The sequence below is a fragment of the Microbacterium pullorum genome, assembly GCF_014836535.1.
In the GTDB taxonomy this organism is placed as follows: Bacteria; Actinomycetota; Actinomycetes; order Actinomycetales; family Microbacteriaceae; genus Microbacterium; species Microbacterium pullorum.
Genome location: NZ_JACSQP010000011.1, coordinates 1 through 17,312 on the forward strand (window position 1 = coordinate 1; position 17,312 = coordinate 17,312).

Sequence of the window (17,312 nt, forward strand, 5' to 3'; positions counted from 1 at the left end):
AGCACCGCCGCCAACTCCGCCATGCCATCGTCGAGGTCCCGCACCCACACCCGCCGGCCCGTGGCGGCGTCGGTGTGGCGTTCCTCGAGTGGGACGGGGTGCAGTTTCTGGGCGATCATCGCCACGATCGGTCGCGCCCGCCCCGGGGATTCCCGCTCACACACCACCAGCGCCGCCTGCTCGAACCGGGCCCGGGCCTCGGGGTCGGCGATGCGGGCCCCGGCATCCTGAATCAACCGCACATGCCCCATATCGATCCGCCCCGCCCGCAACGCACCGACGGTCGCCGCGAACCCGGTGACCAGCACCGTGGCATGGTGCAGCCGGTCCTGCATCACCCGGTCGGATCGCTGCAGCACGGCACCGACCTCGGCCGCGACCGCCCGCAACGGCATCTCCCGTTCCCGACCCGCCGACGACGGCACCCGGGCGGTCTGCTCCGCCGCGATGGCATCCAACCGCGCCAGCGCGTGCAGCACATCGGCCTCCGCCGCCGCCACCCGGCGCCGCGCGGCGGCCAGGTCGGACAGCACCGCACCCGGAGACCGGGTGTCGCTTCGGGGGCTGACCGACGAGGTGTTCATACCTCTAATGCTGCCGACCCCCTCCGACATTGCAGCCGCGCAAACCCCAGCCCAACAGCCAAATAAGACGAATCTGTGGACGACTCAGGAAGGTTGCACGCTGGGGAGGAGACGCGGCCACGGCCGCACACTCCGGCATCCCAGGCGAGGGCGAGCGGGATGATGTGGTCGATCTGCACCTTCGCGTTGGTGGCGGCACCACGCTCGAAGGTGATGGTCTTCCCGGTGTACGGGTCGTCGAGGGTGCCGGTGAGGATCTTGCACCCGCCCTTGTCAGCAGCCACCGAGGTGAGGTCGCGGCGGAGGATGTCATTGCGGGTGTCGCAGCCGTTGCCGTCGGTGTCGAGCCAGCCGTCACCGAACGCGGCGCGCTCGTACGCGGGACGCCGCTCACTGGTGGGCTTGGTGATCCCGCCCAGCAGGCTGTCCAGCGTGGGTTGTGGAGGTGCCCGAAGGCCCGTCGTCGTGCCGTGCCCGCGCCGGCGGTCGGGGTGCTCGGGGTCAGCGGGCCTCTCGGCGGCCGGCGCGCGCGGCGAAATCGTCGATGGCGGTGAGCACCTCGTCGCTGCGGTAGAACGGTCCGAGCTGGTGCTCGGCCTTCGACTGGACGATCTTCGCTTCGGTGAGTGCCTTCAGCGGCGGGTAGATGTTCGGCGCTTTCACTCCCAGCTCGCGGGCGGCGCTGGCAGCGTCGAGTACGGGGCGGTGGGTGAGGATGTCCAGGAGCTTCCACGCGTTGCTGTCCCGGCGGGCGCTGAACCGCTCATCCCAGCCGGCCCGGATCTGGTCGATGTCCTCCACGAGCTGTCGCGCGTTGGCGACAGCACGCAGCGAGGCGTTCGCGAAGGACAGGACGATGGGGTCGATGTCGCCTGCCCGGTATGCGGTGAGCGCCTGGTGGTAGCCGTTGACGTCGGCGAGGAGGCCGGCGGAGACGGGCACGGCGACGGAACGGGTGACCCCGTAGTGGCGGAGCATCGACTGCGCGAGCGCGCGGCCGGTGCGGCCGTTGCCGTCGGTGAAAGGGTGGATGGTCTCGAACTGAGCATGGGCAAGCGCAACAGCGACCAGCGCGGGCACGTCAGTGCGGCCGGCGAACTCAGCCAGGTCGTCGATGCCCGCCTCGATCCGGGTGTGGTGCGGGGCGACGTACTCGGCACCGACCGGGGTGTCTGTCCGCGTTCCGATCCACACCGCCTCGGTCCGCCACTCCCCCGGGGCGTGCCTCGGCTGGCCGGCCATGAGCACGGCATGCATCTGGCGGATCGCCTCGGGGGTGATCTCCCGGGACAGGTCGATGGCTGCCTGCATCGATCGGGTGTTCGCGGCGATCTGCTCTGCGTTGCGTCCCGTTTTCGCTCCGAGCTCGGCACTGAAGATGGCTCGCGCCGACGCGGTGAGGTTCTCGATCTGCGATGACGACGCCGCTTCGGATCGCAGCAGCACGGGGGCGAAGTTGTTCACCCGCGCACCCAGCTCAGCGTCGAAAGCGGTGAGCGCGCGGGAGGCGTCGTCGGCGGCGGCGAGGGCTTCAGCGGACGGCCGCGGGTCGAGGCCGGCGATCGGGGGCATGATCGCTGCCCGGTAACGTACGTTCCCGGTATCACGGTCGGCGCGCACGCCTTGCTGCGCTGCGGGCACCCACGTGTGCTCTTCCCATTCGAGCGCGGGCCATGCTGGAGCGGCCAGACTTTCGGCCGGGGCGTCGCGTGAGTGGCCGGCGTACCTGCCTCCGGTCGGGTGGCCGCCGGGCTGCCGCGGCTGATCGGTGCTCATAATCGACTCCCCGGGTTTATGACTTAGATGCTTAGCTCATAATCGTATGCTCGGGGCTTATGAGCTAGGCATCCGCGTCAGATCGTCACCGATCCCACTCACGGCGGGTCTTGTCGACCTTCTTCTGCACTTTCGCGGTGAACTCCGCCAGCACCGCTTCCTCGCTCATCGCGCGCTTGTGCGCGATCGCGGCGACCAGGGCATCGCGCCACCCGGCGTGCTCCGCGAGGTACTCGCGGTTGGAGTACGCCTTCGCCTGCTCGTCGATTCCGATGGTGTGCAGGACGTCCGTCAGCTCGCGCTGCGCGGTCACGAGGGTGCCGATGGCGCCGAACCGGCCAAAGGGCAGGCTTTTCTTACTTCCCCTGATGCCGCTCCGTCGCGCTACGTTCGTGATCATGACGAAGCGCGGCGCAGGATTGCTCATCTCCGGAGGGCTCATTGCGGCATCCGTCGGGCTCGTCGCCACGGCCATCTTCTTCTTCCAGCCATGGCGGTCGTGTGAGGATGACGTCGCGATAGCGTGCTCAGTTCTCCCTCAAGATGCCGCGCTGACAATCGCGGCAATGCTCGTTCTGGTCGCGGGTGTTGTCGCCGTATTCTGCGGCTCGCTGCTGCACAAAGCAGCCAACAAGTAGATCTGCGCCGCCATCGTTCTCGCATCTGGCCACTGCGTCATCGCACCGTGGGTGGTTGCCGCCGCACGTGTGTGGGTATGACCCACTTCGATGCAGCGCAGCACCCCCGCGGCCAGGCCGCCAACGCCGGCAGGTCCGCGCCAAGGAGAACGCCGCACCTTCCGGCGGCCTCGCCGTCCGTGACCGCATTTGCGCATCGCGCACGCCGACGGCGCCTACACCGCCACCCTGGCGACGGACGACGGCGAGCAGACGTTCATCCACCGCTCCGGGCGGTCCTCCGCCCCGCTCGCACGGAAGGTCGCGGAGGTCGCCACGGACCGGCGCGCATCGCTGTTCGCCTTGGCTGTGAACTGCCCGCCGGTCGGCGTGCCGCGCTTCACTCGGCCCTGAGCGTTGGCAGAGCCCGTCGCGCTGGTGCGCGGGGAGCGGCGGGGTGCGGCGCGCGTCCAGGAACGATGCGATGTAGGCGTTGACGGTCTTGGCGGGGTAGCGGACGAGTCCGTGGATCTTGATGTACCGAGGCCCCATCTTCTTGAACCTCCGCCCTTCCAGCGTGCGCGGCGAGACGCCGAGAATGTCCGCGAGCTCCTCCTGCGTGAGCAGGCAGTGCACCAGCTCCATCTCTTCCACCTGACCCGGCAGGCGGTGGTGTTTGGGGGGCCTTTGCTGGGCCGGTGCTCGCGCCGATCAGCTGGTCGACCTTCGTCTTCGCTCGCTTGCCGGCGCCCTTCTTGGCCGCCTTGTTGGACTTCTTCTTCGTGGTGTCGTTCTTCGCCATGTGCCCCACATGCACGGTATTGCCGCTTCGTGTGCGTGGGGGTACTTCCGGACTCGCTGGCACCGCCCCGCGGGCGTACTCCAGCGAAGATCGACGCACCCACTGACCCGGCAGCACATTCTGCGGGGAGTCTTGCGGGGATACTGAGCCCCGGGGGCCGTGCTGTCTGCTGCCCAAAAGCGAAAACTCCCTTGAAAAATCAAGGGAGTTTCGGAGCCTGTGGCTCCCCGGCTTGGACTCGAACCAAGAACCTATCGGTTAACAGCCGATTGCTCTGCCAATTGAGCTACCGAGGATCATGACCACCTTGCGGCGGGCAACTCGTCAATCCTAGCAAACCCGAAAGGGTGCTCGTGACCTCACGACACCACGAGTTTCTGGTTGCCGTCGTCTCCCGGGGTCCACAGCAGATCGCGGGTGCCATGGCCGGCCGCGACGACGTGCCCGCCCCGCAGAACCAGCACATCCGCGTCGAGCTCGTCGACCGCGGTGGCGTCGTTCGTCACGATGAGCGCGGCCATGCCGTACTCCTGTCGACGTCGCAGGATCGCATCCCGGGCGGCGTAACGCACTTCGACGTCGAGGTTGGCATACGGCTCGTCCGCGACGAGCAGCCGCGGGCGCAGCACGAGCGCCCGTGCGAGGGCGACGCGCTGACGCATGCCGGCGCTGAGCTCGTACGGGTACTTCTCCGCCGCACCCAGTGGCAGATGCAGTTCGTCGAGGAGGGCTGCCACCCGCACCGCGAGAGCGCGCTGGTTGACACGTCGGTCGCGGCTCGTGATGGGCTCCCCCACGACCTCGGCGACCGTCATGCGTGCCGGCAGGTCGGCACCGGCGCGCTGAGGCAGGTACCCGGTGAGGTAGGTGTGCACGCGATGGGACCGCCCACGCCGCCCCACGCGCACTCCTTCGACGACGGCGCTGCCTCCGACGAAGCTGAGGCCTTCTCCTCCCCGCCCCGCGAGCACCGCCGCGAGGGTGGACTTTCCCGATCCCGTCGGGCCCATGAGCGCGAGCGTCCCGGCCCGCGGGAGGGTGAAGGTGACCCCGTCGACCACGCGCTCCGCCGATGCGGCGTGCGCGATCGAGAGGTCGTCGCACCGGATGGAGATGTCGGCATCGGCGCTCGTCGTCATGCCTTCATCCTGCCTGGTCGCCCGCGCGCAGGCTACTCGGCGACGAGCCGGGCGCGTTCCCTGTCGAGTTCGCGCAGCCGCAACCGCACGGCTCGACCCCCGTCGGAGTCGGGCGCGACGCGCTGGATGTGCCGCAGCAGCTCGGACTTCTCCCGTTCGATCACCCGCAGTCGCAGCCGCCGCGCCAGATCGGCGGTCGACGCGATGGCGCCGGCCTCGGTGCGCGCCGGGAAGTCGGCCGTGAGCAGTTCGGCGGCCAGGGTGCGGTACGGCTCGCGCACGGCCTCGACGGCGGCGCCCGACCAGCCGATGCGGGTGCGGTCGGGCTGTTCGACGACGGCGCGGCGCACGGCCTCGAGTGCGGGGTGCTCGAACGGCAGCGCGAGGGCGGGGTCGAGGATGGCGGCATCCACCGCGTGGCCGTACTGCAGCACGCCCATGATCGCGTCGCGCTCCAGCGCCACATCGGCGGTGCGCGGCAGCGAGGCGAGCGTCACGCGGGGCGCGGGAGGCGCGGCGACGGTTCCGTCGCCGGCGGCCGCGGGCGGCGCAGATGCTGGGGCGGCAGCGGGGGCCGACGGATGCCGCGACGCGCCGCTGCGCGCGGCCCGTTCCACCGCCGAGCGCACCTCCCCCAGTTCCAACCCGAGCTTGCGGGCGAGCACGCGCGTGTAGCCGGGGCGCAGCGCCGGGTCGCGGATGTCGGCGACGATGGGCGCGGCGGCTCGCAGCGCCCCCACTCGCCCCTCGACGGTGGCGAGGTCGTAGCCGGCGAGGCGCTGATCGATGACGAACTCGAACATCGGCGCCTTCGCCTCGAGCAGGGCACGCACCGCGCCGTCGCCGCGCTGCACGCGCAGGTCGCAGGGGTCGAGCCCTCCGGGCGCGACGGCCACGTAGGTCTGCGCCGAGAAGCGCTTCTCCTCCGAGAACGCCCGCAGGGCCGCCTTCTGGCCCGCGGCATCCGGGTCGAAGGTGAACACCACTTCGCCCGACACGTCGCTGTCGCCCATCACGCGGCGGAGCACGGTGATGTGCTCGGAGCCGAACGCCGTGCCGCACGTGGCGATCGCGGTGGTGATGCCGGCCAGGTGACACGCCATCACATCGGTGTACCCCTCGACGACGACGACGCGGTGCTGACGGGAGACGTCGCGCTTGGCGAGGTCGAGGCCATACAGCACCTGCGACTTCTTGTAGATGATCGTCTCGGGGGTGTTGAGGTACTTGGGGCCCTGGTCGTCGTCGTAGAGCTTGCGGGCACCGAACCCGATCACCTGACCGGTGACGTCGCGGATGGGCCAGATGAGACGCCCGCGGAACCGGTCGTAGACCCCGCGCTGCCCCTGCGACAGCAGCCCGGCGGCGACCATCTCGTCGTCGGTGAAACCCTTGGCCTTCAGCGCGTCGCGCAGGTTCGACCACCCCTTGGGCGCGTACCCGACACCGAAGTGCGCGGCGGCGGCGGCGTCGAAGCCGCGCCCTCCCAGAAAGCTGCGGCCGGCTTCGGCCTCGGGGATCGACAGCTGCGCGCGGAACCACTCGGCAGCGGCGGCGTTGGCGGCGTACAGCCGCGCGCGCCCCGAGGTCTCGGGTGCGGCGGCGCCGTCTTCGTAGTGCAGCGAGTAGCCGATGCGGCCGGCGAGCCGCTCGACGGCCTCGGTGAAGGACACGTGGTCCATCTGCCGCAGGAAGGTGTAGACGTCGCCCGATTCACCGCAGCCGAAGCAGTGGTAGAAGCCGGCCTGCGCGCGCACGTTGAAGCTCGGGCTGCGCTCGTCGTGGAAGGGGCACAGGCCCTTCATCGAGCCGACGCCGGCGGGCTTGAGCGCCACCCGCTCCCCGATGATGTCCGCGATGTTGGTGCGGGCCTTGACCTCGTCGACGTCCGCCTGCCGGATGCGACCCGCCATCAGAGCCCCTCGAGGGGCTCCGGCAGCGCGAACGCGTGCGAAGCGGTGACGCGTGAGTCGGGTGCCCAGATGCCCAGGCTCGAGAGATCGACCTGCCCGACCAGGCGCGAATGCCACGAGATCGCGAAGCGGTCGGTGAGGCTGGCGACCTGATCGACGACCACCCGGCGCCGCGCGGCATCGGTCTCGGCCCGGGCGAAGTCCTCGGCGTGCACCATGTCGAGGTGCTCCGGGCGCTCCCACAGCACGGTCGCGAGACGCTTGAGCAGGCGGCGCTGCTCCTTGTAGAGGCCCTTGCGCCCTTCGATCGAGACGACGAACGCGCCGATCGTGCCCTTGAGCACCGCCATCTCGGCCTCGATCACCCGCGGCACGACGACGTGGCCGCGGTAGCGGGTGAGCACAGGTGCCTCGTAATGCTCGCGCGTGGCAGAGGTCGCCGCGCGGGCGAAACGGCCGATGAGGTCGGAGGTGAGGTTCTTCAGCCCCGCCATGGCGGCGCGGGACCCGTCGAAGGACGTGATCCACTCCGGCATCCGCATGAGGCGGAACAGGGCGTCGTCGAGCTCGTCGCGGGCGAAGTCGTAGCCCACCCAGGTCTGGATCGCGGTGAGGATCGACTCGTGCTCGCGCGGGTCGGCGAGGCGGCGCGGGTCGAGGTAGCCGTTGACGACGGCATCTTCGAAGTCGTGCACCGAGTAGGCGATGTCGTCGGAGAGGTCCATGACCTCCGCCTCGATGCAGCGCACCCGGCCGGGGGCGCCGGCGCGCATCCAGCGGAACACCTCTTCGTCCTCGGGGTACACGCCGAACTTCAGCCGCCCGCCGGGGTCGGGCACCGGCTGGTCTGCCGTCCAGGGGTACTTGCACGTGGCATCGAGGCTCGCGCGGGTGAGGTTGAGCCCGTAACTCTGCCCCGCCTCGTCGATGACCTTCGGTTCGAGACGCGACAGGATGCGCAGCGTCTGCGCATTGCCCTCGAACCCGCCGATGTCCTCGGCCCAGTCGTTGAGCGCGCGTTCGCCGTTGTGCCCGAACGGCGGGTGACCGATGTCGTGGCTCAGGCACGCGGTGTCGACGACGTCGGGCGACAGCTGCAGCGCGATCGCCAGTTCGCGGCCGACCTGCGCGACCTCGAGCGAGTGCGTGAGCCGGTTGCGCGCGAAGTCGATCGGGCTCGCCGGGCTCAGCACCTGTGTCTTGGATGCCAGTCGTCGCAGCGCCGCGGAGTGCAGCACCCGGGCGCGGTCGCGCGCGAAGCTGTCGCGCTGGGACCGGTGCTGCTCGGGATGCAGCCGCGCGGCATCGTCGTCGTCGTATCCGGCGGGGCGTCCGGGCGCGACGCCCACCCCGCTCGCCTGCTCAGCCGCCACTGTGGTCGAGCTCCGCTTCGGCGAGGAAGGAGCATGCCTCGGGGGCGAGATCGCGCGAAGCGAGCCAGCCGTCGGGCAGGGCGGGACGCTTGGGGGTGCCGGCGCGGCCGCGCTGGCCCTCCGCTGCGGTTCCCGGGTAGGGCGCGTCGAGGTCGAGGGTCGCGATGAGCTCGTCGATCTCGGCGAGGCTCGACACGGTCGCGAACCGGGCGCGGGTGTCACCACCCACCGGGTAGCCCTTGAAGTACCAGGCGACGTGCTTGCGGATGTCGCGGCATCCGCGGTCTTCGTCCTCGAAGAACTCCACGAGCAGCTCGGCGTGACGGCGGAACGCAGCCGCGACGAACCCGAGGGTCGCATCGACGGTGGGCCCGCGGTCCCCTTCGCCAGAGAACGCGGCGGCGAGGTCGCCGAACAGCCACGGGCGCCCGAGGCAGCCGCGGCCGACCACGACGCCGTCGCACCCGGTCTCGGCCATCATGCGCACGGCGTCGTCGGCCGACCAGATGTCGCCGTTGCCGAGCACCGGGATGCTCGTGACGGTCTCCTTGAGCCGTGCGATCGCCGGCCAGTCCGCCTGGCCGGAGTAGAACTCCGCCGCCGTGCGGGCGTGCAGGGCGACCGCGGCGACGCCGGCGTCCTCGGCGATGCGGCCGGCATCGAGGTAGGTCAGGTGGTCGGTGTCGATGCCCTTGCGCATCTTCACCGTCAGCGGGATGTCGCCGGCGGCGCGGGCCGCGCGCGTGACGATGTCGCGGAAGAGGTCGAGCTTCCACGGGAGGGCCGCTCCCCCGCCCTTGCGGGTGACCTTCGGCACCGGGCAGCCGAAGTTGAGGTCGATGTGGTCGGCGTGGTCCTCGTCGACGAGGATGCGCACGGCCGCCTCGACGGTGGCGGGATCCACGCCGTACAGCTGGATCGAGCGGGGCGTCTCGGACTCGTGGTGGCGGATGAGGCGCAGCGTCGTGGCGTTGCGCTCGACGAGGGCGCGGGTCGTGATCATCTCGCTGACGTACAGCCCGGCGCCGTATTCGCGGCAGAGCCGCCGGAATGCGGTGTTGGTGATTCCCGCCATGGGTGCGAGCACAACCGGCGCATCGAGCGCGATCGGCCCGATGCGCAGCGCGGGTGCGGGTGCGACGGTGGAAGACATCCTGTCCATTCTCCCAGACTCGGGACGTGCCGAAGGTGATGCCGCAGCCCTATCGTGGACAACATGGCCGATGAGCTGACCCAGGACATCCGTGAGATCCCGTTCCGCACCGCCGAGGGCGAGGAGAAGACCCTGGCCGACCTCGGTGAGGGGCCCTTCCTCGTCGTCAACGTCGCCTCCCGATGTGGGCTGGCCCCGCAGTACGAGCAGCTCGAACAGTTGCAACGAACCTATGGCGACCGAGGGCTGACCGTCGTGGGCTTCCCCAGCAACCAGTTCATGGGCCAGGAGCCCGGTTCGATGGACGAGATCCTCGAGTACTGCTCGACCACGTGGGGGGTCACCTTCCCCGTCGAGGAGAAGGTGCACGTCAACGGCCGCAACGCCGCACCGCTGTACAAGGCGCTCAAGCGCGCGAAGAACCCCGAGGGCGCGCGAGGCCCGGTCATGTGGAACTTCGAGAAGTTCCTCGTGACCACCGAGGGCACCGTGCACCGGTTCCGCCCGCACACCAAGCCCGACGCCCCCGAGGTCATCGAGGCGATCGAAGCAGCGCTCGCGCGCTGAGCGTGATCAGGACGCGGCGGGAACCGGGTTCTGACGCTCGGCCCACACCTGCCGGGCGATCTGCGCGAACGCCTCGGCGGGCTGCGCACCGCTCACGCCGTACTTGCCGTCGATGACGAAGAACGGCACACCCGTGATGCCGTAGGCCTGCGCCTGCTGCTGGTCCGCGCGCACGTCGGCGAGGTGACGCTCTGACTCGAGCGCTTCGCGCACGGCGGCGGGATCGAGACCGACCTCGGCCGCGAGCTCGACGAGGTCGTCGATACGGCCGACGTGGCGACCCTCGGTGAAGTACGCGGCCATCAGGCGCTCCGCCATCTCGTGCTGGCGGCCGGCGGCCTTGGCGAAGTGCAGCAGCTCGTGGGCCTTCACCGTGTTGGTGTGCTTGAGCAGGTCGAACCGGTACTGCAGTGCGGCCTCGGCGGCGACACCGGTCACCCGCTCCAGCATCTGCTGCACCTGCTCGCGCGGCATCCCCTTGTGGTCGGAGAGGAACTGCAGCTCGTCGCCTTCGAAGTCCACGGGGGTGTCGGGTGAGAGCTCGTACGAGTGGAAGGTGACCTCCACCCGGGGTGCATCGTCGTCGACGGATGCCGCGGCCAACCCGTTCTCCAGGTTTCGCTTGCCGATGTAGCACCAGGGGCAGGCGATGTCGCTCCACACGTCGATCTTGATGGCATCCGTCATGTCGGTCACAACGTCCGCACCGGGGCGATCTATTCCCGCACGTTCATACAGTCGGCGCGTCGATGGCGCCGCCGAACCGACGCTCGCGGTCGAGGTAGATGCCGATGGCCTTCCACAGCTCGGCGCGGGTGAAGTCGGGCCAGAGCGTGTCGAGGAACACCATCTCGGCATACGCCGACTCCCACAGCAGGAAGTTGGAGGTGCGCTGCTCGCCGCTCGAGCGCAGGAACAGATCGACGTCGGGCATGTCGGGCACGTACAGGTGTCGGCGGATGAGCTTCTCGCTCACCGCTGACGGCTTGATGCGCTTGGCGGCGACGTCTTCGGCGATCGCGCGCACGGCGTCGACGATCTCCACCCGGCCACCGTAGTTGACGCACATCGTGAGGGTGAGGGTGTCGTTGCCTGCGGTGAGCTTCTCTGCGTACTGCAGCTCCTTGATGACCGAGCCCCACAGCCGGGGCTTGCGTCCCGCCCACCGCACCCGCACGCCCCACTCGTTGAGCTGATCGCGGCGGCGGTGCAGCACGTCGCGGTTGTACCCCATCAAGAAGCGCACCTCTTCGGGCGAGCGGGCCCAGTTCTCAGTGGAGAACGCGTAGACCGACAGATGCTTCACGCCCGCCTGGATCGCCCCCGCGACGACATCGAGCAGCACCTCTTCGCCGGCCTTGTGGCCCTCGATGCGCGTGAGTCCGCGGCGGTTCGCCCAGCGGCCGTTGCCGTCCATGACGATCGCGACGTGCCCCGGCACCGAGCCCTTCGGGAAGGCGGGAGGCTGCAGCCCCGTCCAGTCCAGCGGCCGGTACGGCACGGCATCGCGATGCGTGTAGGGCTTGGGGGTCATCGGATGCCTTCCGGTCGGGGCGACTGAAGGGTCGACACGTGCGAGAGCGAGCGGATGCCGCGCTCCAGATGCCACTGGGCGTATGCGGCCACGAGGCCGGAGGCGGCGCCGGCGGATGCGGGGGTCGCGGCATCCACCACCTCCCACTCGCCCGCCAGCAGCGCGCGCAGCTGCGCGCCGGTGTCGGGGTGCACCCGGGCGGAGCCGGCCGGCGCGCACGACGCGCACACCATGCCGCCCAGCTGAGCGACGAACCACTCGTGGGGTCCGGCTGCGGCGCACCGCGCGCACTCGTGGAGCCCGGGCGCCCAGCCGGAGAGCGACATGACTCGCAGCAGATAGGAATCCAGCACGGCGCGGGAGGCGTGCTCGCCGCGCGACAGCGCGCGAAGGCCGCCGACCAGCAGCAGATACTGCTGCGGCGTGGTCTCCGCCTCGTTGAGGCGGTCGGCGGTCTCGACCATCGCGCTGGCGGCGGTGTAACGGTCGTAGTCGGCGGCGATCTCTGCGCCGTAGGTGCCCAGCGACTCGGCCTGTTGCACGATGTCGAGGGACCGACCCTGGTACAGCTGCACATCGGCCACCATGAAGGGTTCGAGGCGCGCACCGAACCGCGACGATGTGCGGCGCACGCCCTTCGCGACGGCGCGGAGTTTGCCGTGGCGGCGGCTCAGCATCGTGACGATGCGGTCGGCTTCACCCAGCTTGTGGGTGCGCAGGACCACGACTTCGTCGCGATAGGTGGGCACACACCCATTATCGACCGCAGAGCGGCGGTCGCGGCGCATCGCGGCGGCGGCGACAATGATGTGGTGAGCGAATCGACCTTCATGATCCCGCTGTGGGCCGACCTGCTGGCCGTGGGCCTGGGCGGCGTGCAGGGCGCTCTTTTCGCCTCGGGGTTCACCGGTCGCCGGCTGGACTTCCTGGGGGTCGCGATCATCGGCCTCGTGATGGGGATGGGCGGCGGCATCATCCGCGACCTGCTGCTGAATGCGCCGCTGGCGACTCTGCAGAACAACTGGTACCTGATCACCGCGGTGGCAGCCTCGCTGGTGGGCATGCTGCTGGCCGGGATCTTCCAGCGGCTGAACCGCGTCATCATTGCGCTCGATGCCGTCGTGATCGGCCTGTTCGGCGCCTTCGGCACCAGTAAGGCGCTCGCCCTCGGCCTGCCGCCGGTGCCGGCGGTGTTCATCGGCGTGTGCGCGGCGGCGGGCGGCGGCATCCTGCGCGACGTGATCATGGGTCTGCCGGTGGCGATCATGCACGTCGGATCGCTCTACGCGGTGGCTGCGGCCGTCGGCTGTGCGGTGCTGGCGATGATGGGCGAGCTCGGTGTGCCGCTGACGGCCGCGGCCGCGACCGCGGTCATCGTCACCACTGTGATCCGCCTGCTCGCGGTGATCTTCGACATCTCGCTGCCCGAGCAGCGCGCGCTGCATCGCCGCAAGGTCGCCGTGGAGACCGCCGCCATCCCCACGATCAAGCCCGACCCGCCCCGGCGCTTCCGGCTGCGCCCTCCCCCGCGCCGTCCCTGACCGCGCCCGGCGCCAGCCCGCCCCGCCGCACCCGTCGCTGAAACGAATACCGGCGGCCGAGACAGTGGGTACCACCCGCCGTCTCGGCCGCCGGTATTCGTCTCACGGGCGGTGGATGCCGCGGCGGCGTCAGACGGCGGCGAGGGTGGCGGTGCGGGGACGGGTGCGGATCGCGCGGTTGACGCACGAGACGACGGCCTTGAGGCTTGCGGTCGAGATGTCCCCGTCGATACCGACGCCCCACAGGCGTTCCCCGTCGACCTGCAGCTCGACGTAGGCGGCCGCCTGCGCGTCGCCGCCGGCGCTGAGGGTGTGCTCGACGTAGTCGTACAGCGAGATGTCGAACCCGCGGCCCTGCAGAATCGCCAGGAACGCCGCGATCGGGCCGTTGCCGACACCCGAGACGTCCTCGGTGCCGTCGCCGTCGCGCAGAGTCACGTCGAGGGACACGTTGCCGGACAGGTCGCTCTGCGTGCGCGTGCGCAGCAGCTCGAACCGGCCCCACTTCTCGTCGCTCGACGTCGAGGGCAGGTACTCGTCGGTGAAGATGTTCCAGATCTGCTCACTCGTCAGCTCGCCGCCCTCGGCATCGGTCTTCGCCTGCACGACGCCGGAGAACTCGATCTGCAGCTTGCGGGGCAGGTCGAGGGCGTGGTCGGAGCGCAGCAGGTACGCCACGCCGCCCTTGCCGGACTGCGAGTTGACGCGGATGACCGCCTCGTACGAGCGTCCGAGGTCCTTCGGGTCGATCGGCAGGTACGGCACGGACCATTCGATCTCGTCGACCGAGACGCCGGATGCCGCAGCGCGGGCTTCCATCGCCTCGAAGCCCTTCTTGATGGCGTCCTGGTGCGACCCGCTGAACGCGGTGAACACGAGGTCGCCCGCCCACGGACTGCGCTCGGGCACCGGCAGCTGGTTGCAGTACTCGGCGGTGCGCTTGACCTGATCGATGTCGCTGAAGTCGATCTGCGGGTCGATGCCCTGCGTGAGCAGGTTGATGCCGAGGGCGACCAGGTCGACGTTGCCGGTGCGCTCACCGTTGCCGAAGAGGCATCCCTCGATGCGGTCGGCGCCGGCCATGTAGCCGAGCTCGGCCGCAGCGATCGCGGTGCCCCGGTCATTGTGCGGGTGCAGCGAGAGGATGACGTTCTCGCGGTGCGCGAGGTGGCGGCTCATCCATTCGATCGAGTCGGCGTAGACGTTGGGGCCGGCCATCTCGACCGTTGCCGGCAGGTTGATGATGACCTTGCGCTCGGGGGTGGGCTCGAAGACCTCGATGACCTGGTTGCAGACGTCGGCGGCGAATTCGAGCTCGGTGCCGGTGTAGCTCTCGGGCGAGTACTCGTAGAAGACCTGCGTCTCGGGGATGCGCTTCTCGAACTCGCGACACAGGCGCGCACCCTCGAGGGCGATGTCGATGACGCCCTGCTTGTCGGTGCGGAACACGACCTCGCGCTGGAGCACGCTCGTGGAGTTGTACAGGTGCACGATGGCGCGCTTCGCGCCGGCGATGGACTCGTACGTGCGCTCGATGAGGTGCGCGCGCGCCTGCGTCAGCACCTGGATCGTGACGTCCTCGGGGATGAGGTCTTCTTCGATCAGCTGCCGCACGAAGTCGAAGTCGGTCTGGCTCGCCGAGGGGAACCCGACCTCGATCTCCTTGTATCCCATGCCGACGAGCAGCTCGAACATGATGCGCTTGCGCTCGGGGCTCATCGGGTCGATGAGCGCCTGGTTGCCGTCACGCAGGTCGACGGCGCACCAACGAGGCGCGGTCGTGATGCGCTTGTCGGGCCACGTGCGGTCGGGCAGATCGACGTGCAGCTGCTCGTGGTACGGCCGATACTTGTGGATCGGCATGCCGGAGGGCTTCTGGGTGTTGTCCATGGTGGTGGCTTCTTCTCTCGCCGCGGACGGCGGTCTCTCAGATGATGCGGGCCGACGACGAGCTCCGCGGCGAGAAGGCCCTAGAACGAGGACTCGCCGCGGCAGCTAAGGAGGAGAAGCGAGCCAGCGCGCATGGGTCGATCTTAGCAGGATGCCGTGTTGCTGGCGCGGCGGATCGCAGACTGCCCGCAGGCTCGGGTGATGAGATCCGCCGCATCAAGCAGAATGCTCAGCGCCAGTGGTGCGCAGCGCAGAGGGAGTCAGCCGGGGACCCTACATCGTGCAGGGTACTGGGATGGCGAGCGGATGACGGTGACGCAGCAGCCCGTCGCGGTGTCCAGGTCACCGAGCGGCTCGGCACGCGCATGACGTCGACCTACACCGGCCGCGGCTACGTCTGGGGCAGGGTCCCCTGGGATGACGGCACCCTCCAGAACGCAGCCGACGCGGAGTACGGCCCCGGCGTCGTGCGCGTCGTGTCGGCGCTCGAGCCCGTCACCTGACCCGGCCGGCGGCCGGCGCGGATCAGAACCCGAGGCGACCGAGCTGCTTGGGGTCGCGCTGCCATTCCTTGGCCACACGCACATGGAGCTTGAGGAACACCCGGGTTCCCACGAGCGGCTCGATCTGCTTGCGCGCCCGTGCGCCCACATCGCTCAGTCGAGACCCGCGGTGGCCGATGATGATGGCCTTCTGGCTGTCGCGCTCGACGATGACGCTGGCGAAGATGTCGGTGAGGTCGCTGTCCTCACGCTCGGCGATGTCGTCGACGGTGACCGCGATGGAGTGAGGCAGTTCGTCACGCACGCCCTCGAGGGCTGCCTCGCGGATGATCTCAGCGATGCGGTCCTCGATCGACTCGTCGGTGACGACGCCCTCCTCGTAGAGCGACGGCCCGGGCGGCATGAGTGAGAGCAGCTCGTCGGCGAGCACGTCGAGCTGGTCGTGCGTGAGCGCCGACAGCGGGATGACGGCATGCCAGTCCTCACGCAGCGCGTCGACTTCGACCAGGCGCTCGGTGATCTGCTCACGGCTGCCGGCGTCGGTCTTCGTGACGATCGCGACCTTCTTGGCACGCGGGTAGTTCGACAGCGATTCGGCGATGCGGCGGTCGCCGGGTCCCACCTTCTCGGTCGCGGGTACGCAGAACGCGATGACGTCGACGTCTCCCAGCACCTGCTCGACGAGGTCGTTGAGCCGTTCGCCGAGCAGTGTGCGGGGGCGGTGGATACCGGGGGTGTCGACGATGACGAGCTGTCCGGTCGGGCGGTTGAGGATGCCGCGGATGGCACGGCGCGTCGTCTGCGGCTTGTCGCTGGTGATCGCGACCTTCTCCCCGACCAAGGCGTTGGTCAGGGTCGACTTGCCCACGTTGGGGCGCCCGACGAAGGTGACGAAGCCGGACCGGTGGGGGGACGAAGAAGTGTCGTGCGCGTTCAATTCAGCATTCGAATCTGTTGACCTTTGATCAGGGGGTAATCCACGAGTCTACTTCCGTCCAGATCCTCGGCACGCATGTCGACGCCCGTGATCTGGCTGTTCTCGTAGGTCGTGTAGTAGTAGATCCCCTTGTCGGTGTTGCAGCACGACGAGTACACGGTGATCTCGTACGTGTCGCCGGCGCGCACCGAACCCCGCGGGTGAGCGACCGATCCGAGGATGTGGAAGAACTGGCTGAGCGATTCGGACTCACTCGACCCCGACACCGAGTTCAGCTTCGTGAACGCCGCCTTGACGAATCGTGAGGCCGACGACAGGTCACCGGGCAGTCCGATCGCGCCCATCCCCTGCGTGTAGACGTCGAACGTCACCCCGGGCGCGAACCTCTGCTCGGGCGGATCGACCGACAGGTGCATGTAGTCGTTCAGACGGAACAGCTGCATGTCGAAGGTGGGGTTGTTGGTGAGGACCCCGATCGGGTTGTCGTAGACCTTCAGTCCCTCCGCCACGCTCTCGACGGTGAGCGATGCGGTGCGATCGGAGATGATCCAGTGCAACGGCGCGAGCGGGAAGGCGTCACTGAACGCGACGTCCACGAGGTTGAGGGTCGCGAGAGCCTCAGCGACCTCGGCGACCGTCTCGTACTGCCCCAGGACCCAGGGGATGAACTCGAACGGCGTGATGTTGGTGAGCCCGTCGGTGTGAGGCTTGTAGTCGGCGTTGCCGGGGAAGTTGAGCCCCGCCATGCTGAGGCCCTTCTCATTGGTGGCGTCGTAGTACAGCGGGTAGCCGTCGGAGATCGTCGCCATGCCGATGAGAGCGTGATGAGTCGTCAGCGTCGGGGCGCTGCGGAACTCGAACGGGAAGCTGCGCGGGGTGACGGCGACGGTCTCGGCATACGAATAGTTCAGGTCGAGGTTGCGACCGAAGTAGTGATCCCGCGTGGTGTAGCTGACCCCTGTGCACATCGGACGACCTCCGGC

At 69.2% G+C, this 17,312-nt stretch carries 18 protein-coding genes and 1 tRNA gene; 4 read left to right on the forward strand and 15 right to left on the reverse strand.

Annotated features, from left to right (window positions below; translation table 11 throughout):
• From H9651_RS13455 to H9651_RS13470, 4 genes are all read right to left on the reverse strand, one after another.
• The coding region (locus H9651_RS13455) for a DUF222 domain-containing protein (protein ID WP_191719847.1) at positions 1-584 on the reverse strand (584 nt) is incomplete at its 3' end.
• The gene (locus H9651_RS13460) at positions 581-868 is read right to left on the reverse strand and encodes an HNH endonuclease domain-containing protein (protein ID WP_318244879.1); all 288 of its coding nucleotides are present in this window, start codon (positions 866-868) and stop codon (positions 581-583) included. The genes H9651_RS13460 and H9651_RS13455, both read right to left, overlap by 4 nt.
• Before the next feature lie 217 nt (positions 869-1,085).
• Positions 1,086-2,156 (reverse strand): Fic family protein, encoded by a 1,071-nt coding sequence (locus H9651_RS13465; RefSeq protein ID WP_225216795.1) that lies wholly within the window; start codon positions 2,154-2,156, stop codon positions 1,086-1,088.
• 289 nt (positions 2,157-2,445) lie between these two features.
• A complete protein-coding gene (locus tag H9651_RS13470) occupies positions 2,446-2,829 on the reverse strand; it encodes a hypothetical protein (protein ID WP_191719849.1) in 384 nt (127 codons plus the stop codon).
• Between the two features lie 358 nt (positions 2,830-3,187).
• Here H9651_RS13470 and H9651_RS13475 point away from each other — a divergent pair, with 358 nt between their 5' ends.
• Entirely contained in the window at positions 3,188-3,391 is a 204-nt protein-coding gene (locus H9651_RS13475; RefSeq protein WP_191719850.1) for a hypothetical protein, read from the forward strand.
• 608 nt (positions 3,392-3,999) lie between these two features.
• Here the strand turns inward: H9651_RS13475 and H9651_RS13480 are convergent.
• From H9651_RS13480 to dusB, 5 genes are all read right to left on the reverse strand, one after another.
• Positions 4,000-4,075, reverse strand: a tRNA-Asn gene (locus H9651_RS13480).
• Between the two features lie 63 nt (positions 4,076-4,138).
• Positions 4,139-4,918 (reverse strand): ATP-binding cassette domain-containing protein, encoded by a 780-nt coding sequence (locus H9651_RS13485; RefSeq protein ID WP_191719851.1) that lies wholly within the window; start codon positions 4,916-4,918, stop codon positions 4,139-4,141.
• Between the two features lie 32 nt (positions 4,919-4,950).
• Positions 4,951-6,831 (reverse strand): DNA primase, encoded by a 1,881-nt coding sequence (dnaG, locus tag H9651_RS13490; protein WP_191719852.1) that lies wholly within the window; start codon positions 6,829-6,831, stop codon positions 4,951-4,953.
• Positions 6,831-8,180 carry a deoxyguanosinetriphosphate triphosphohydrolase gene (locus H9651_RS13495; protein WP_318244880.1) on the reverse strand — a complete coding sequence of 450 codons (1,350 nt, stop codon included), beginning with the start codon at positions 8,178-8,180 and terminating at the stop codon, positions 6,831-6,833. The genes dnaG and H9651_RS13495 overlap by 1 nt, the downstream gene beginning before the upstream one ends.
• Before the next feature lie 13 nt (positions 8,181-8,193).
• A complete protein-coding gene (dusB, locus tag H9651_RS13500; RefSeq protein ID WP_191719854.1) occupies positions 8,194-9,357 on the reverse strand; it encodes a tRNA dihydrouridine synthase DusB in 1,164 nt (387 codons plus the stop codon).
• Positions 9,358-9,420: 63 nt separating this feature from the next.
• On the opposite strand from dusB, the gene H9651_RS13505 reads away from it, so the two are divergent.
• Entirely contained in the window at positions 9,421-9,924 is a 504-nt protein-coding gene (locus H9651_RS13505) for a glutathione peroxidase (RefSeq protein WP_191719855.1), read from the forward strand.
• A gap of 6 nt (positions 9,925-9,930) precedes the next feature.
• Here H9651_RS13505 and H9651_RS13510 read toward each other — a convergent pair whose 3' ends face one another.
• Genes H9651_RS13510 through recO form a run of 3 tightly spaced genes read right to left on the reverse strand, consistent with a single transcriptional unit; the run spans position 9,931 to position 12,207 of the window.
• Positions 9,931-10,611 carry a DsbA family oxidoreductase gene (locus H9651_RS13510; protein ID WP_191719856.1) on the reverse strand — a complete coding sequence of 227 codons (681 nt, stop codon included), beginning with the start codon at positions 10,609-10,611 and terminating at the stop codon, positions 9,931-9,933.
• Positions 10,612-10,654: 43 nt separating this feature from the next.
• On the reverse strand, positions 10,655-11,458 hold the full coding sequence (locus H9651_RS13515; RefSeq protein ID WP_191719857.1) for an isoprenyl transferase: 804 nt from the start codon (positions 11,456-11,458) through the stop codon (positions 10,655-10,657).
• Positions 11,455-12,207, reverse strand: coding sequence for a DNA repair protein RecO (gene recO / locus H9651_RS13520; RefSeq protein WP_191719858.1), 753 nt, complete (start codon positions 12,205-12,207; stop codon positions 11,455-11,457). Before recO ends, H9651_RS13515 begins: the two co-directional genes overlap by 4 nt.
• A gap of 81 nt (positions 12,208-12,288) precedes the next feature.
• On the opposite strand from recO, the gene H9651_RS13525 reads away from it, so the two are divergent.
• Positions 12,289-12,999, forward strand: a complete 711-nt coding sequence (locus H9651_RS13525; protein ID WP_225216802.1) for a trimeric intracellular cation channel family protein — start codon at positions 12,289-12,291, stop codon at positions 12,997-12,999.
• Between the two features lie 129 nt (positions 13,000-13,128).
• On the opposite strand, the gene leuA is transcribed toward H9651_RS13525, so the two are convergent.
• Positions 13,129-14,889, reverse strand: a complete 1,761-nt coding sequence (gene leuA / locus H9651_RS13530) for a 2-isopropylmalate synthase (RefSeq protein WP_191719860.1) — start codon at positions 14,887-14,889, stop codon at positions 13,129-13,131.
• A 365-nt stretch (positions 14,890-15,254) separates the two neighbouring features.
• Here leuA and H9651_RS13535 point away from each other — a divergent pair, with 365 nt between their 5' ends.
• Positions 15,255-15,392, forward strand: coding sequence for a hypothetical protein (locus H9651_RS13535; RefSeq protein WP_191719861.1), 138 nt, complete (start codon positions 15,255-15,257; stop codon positions 15,390-15,392).
• 22 nt (positions 15,393-15,414) lie between these two features.
• On the opposite strand, the gene era is transcribed toward H9651_RS13535, so the two are convergent.
• Both era and bsh read right to left on the reverse strand, forming a co-directional pair.
• Positions 15,415-16,329 (reverse strand): GTPase Era, encoded by a 915-nt coding sequence (gene era / locus H9651_RS13540; protein WP_191719862.1) that lies wholly within the window; start codon positions 16,327-16,329, stop codon positions 15,415-15,417.
• Positions 16,326-17,297, reverse strand: coding sequence for a choloylglycine hydrolase (gene bsh, locus H9651_RS13545; RefSeq protein ID WP_191719863.1), 972 nt, complete (start codon positions 17,295-17,297; stop codon positions 16,326-16,328). The genes era and bsh overlap by 4 nt, the downstream gene beginning before the upstream one ends.
• Positions 17,298-17,312 lie beyond the last annotated feature (15 nt).

Bases quoted from the DNA above. Each gene is read 5' to 3' on its own strand.
- H9651_RS13465 (WP_225216795.1), bottom strand. From the start codon at position 2,156: ATGCCCCCGATCGCCGGCCTCGACCCGCGGCCGTCCGCTGAAGCCCTC.
- H9651_RS13525 (WP_225216802.1), top strand. From the start codon at position 12,289: ATGATCCCGCTGTGGGCCGACCTGCTGGCCGTGGGCCTGGGCGGCGTG.
- H9651_RS13535 (WP_191719861.1), top strand. From the start codon at position 15,255: ATGACGTCGACCTACACCGGCCGCGGCTACGTCTGGGGCAGGGTCCCC.
- H9651_RS13505 (WP_191719855.1), top strand. From the start codon at position 9,421: ATGGCCGATGAGCTGACCCAGGACATCCGTGAGATCCCGTTCCGCACC.
- H9651_RS13515 (WP_191719857.1), bottom strand. From the start codon at position 11,458: ATGACCCCCAAGCCCTACACGCATCGCGATGCCGTGCCGTACCGGCCG.
- dusB (WP_191719854.1), bottom strand. From the start codon at position 9,357: ATGTCTTCCACCGTCGCACCCGCACCCGCGCTGCGCATCGGGCCGATC.
- dnaG (WP_191719852.1), bottom strand. From the start codon at position 6,831: ATGGCGGGTCGCATCCGGCAGGCGGACGTCGACGAGGTCAAGGCCCGC.
- H9651_RS13510 (WP_191719856.1), bottom strand. From the start codon at position 10,611: ATGACGGATGCCATCAAGATCGACGTGTGGAGCGACATCGCCTGCCCC.
- H9651_RS13485 (WP_191719851.1), bottom strand. From the start codon at position 4,918: ATGACGACGAGCGCCGATGCCGACATCTCCATCCGGTGCGACGACCTC.
- bsh (WP_191719863.1), bottom strand. From the start codon at position 17,297: ATGTGCACAGGGGTCAGCTACACCACGCGGGATCACTACTTCGGTCGC.
- leuA (WP_191719860.1), bottom strand. From the start codon at position 14,889: ATGGACAACACCCAGAAGCCCTCCGGCATGCCGATCCACAAGTATCGG.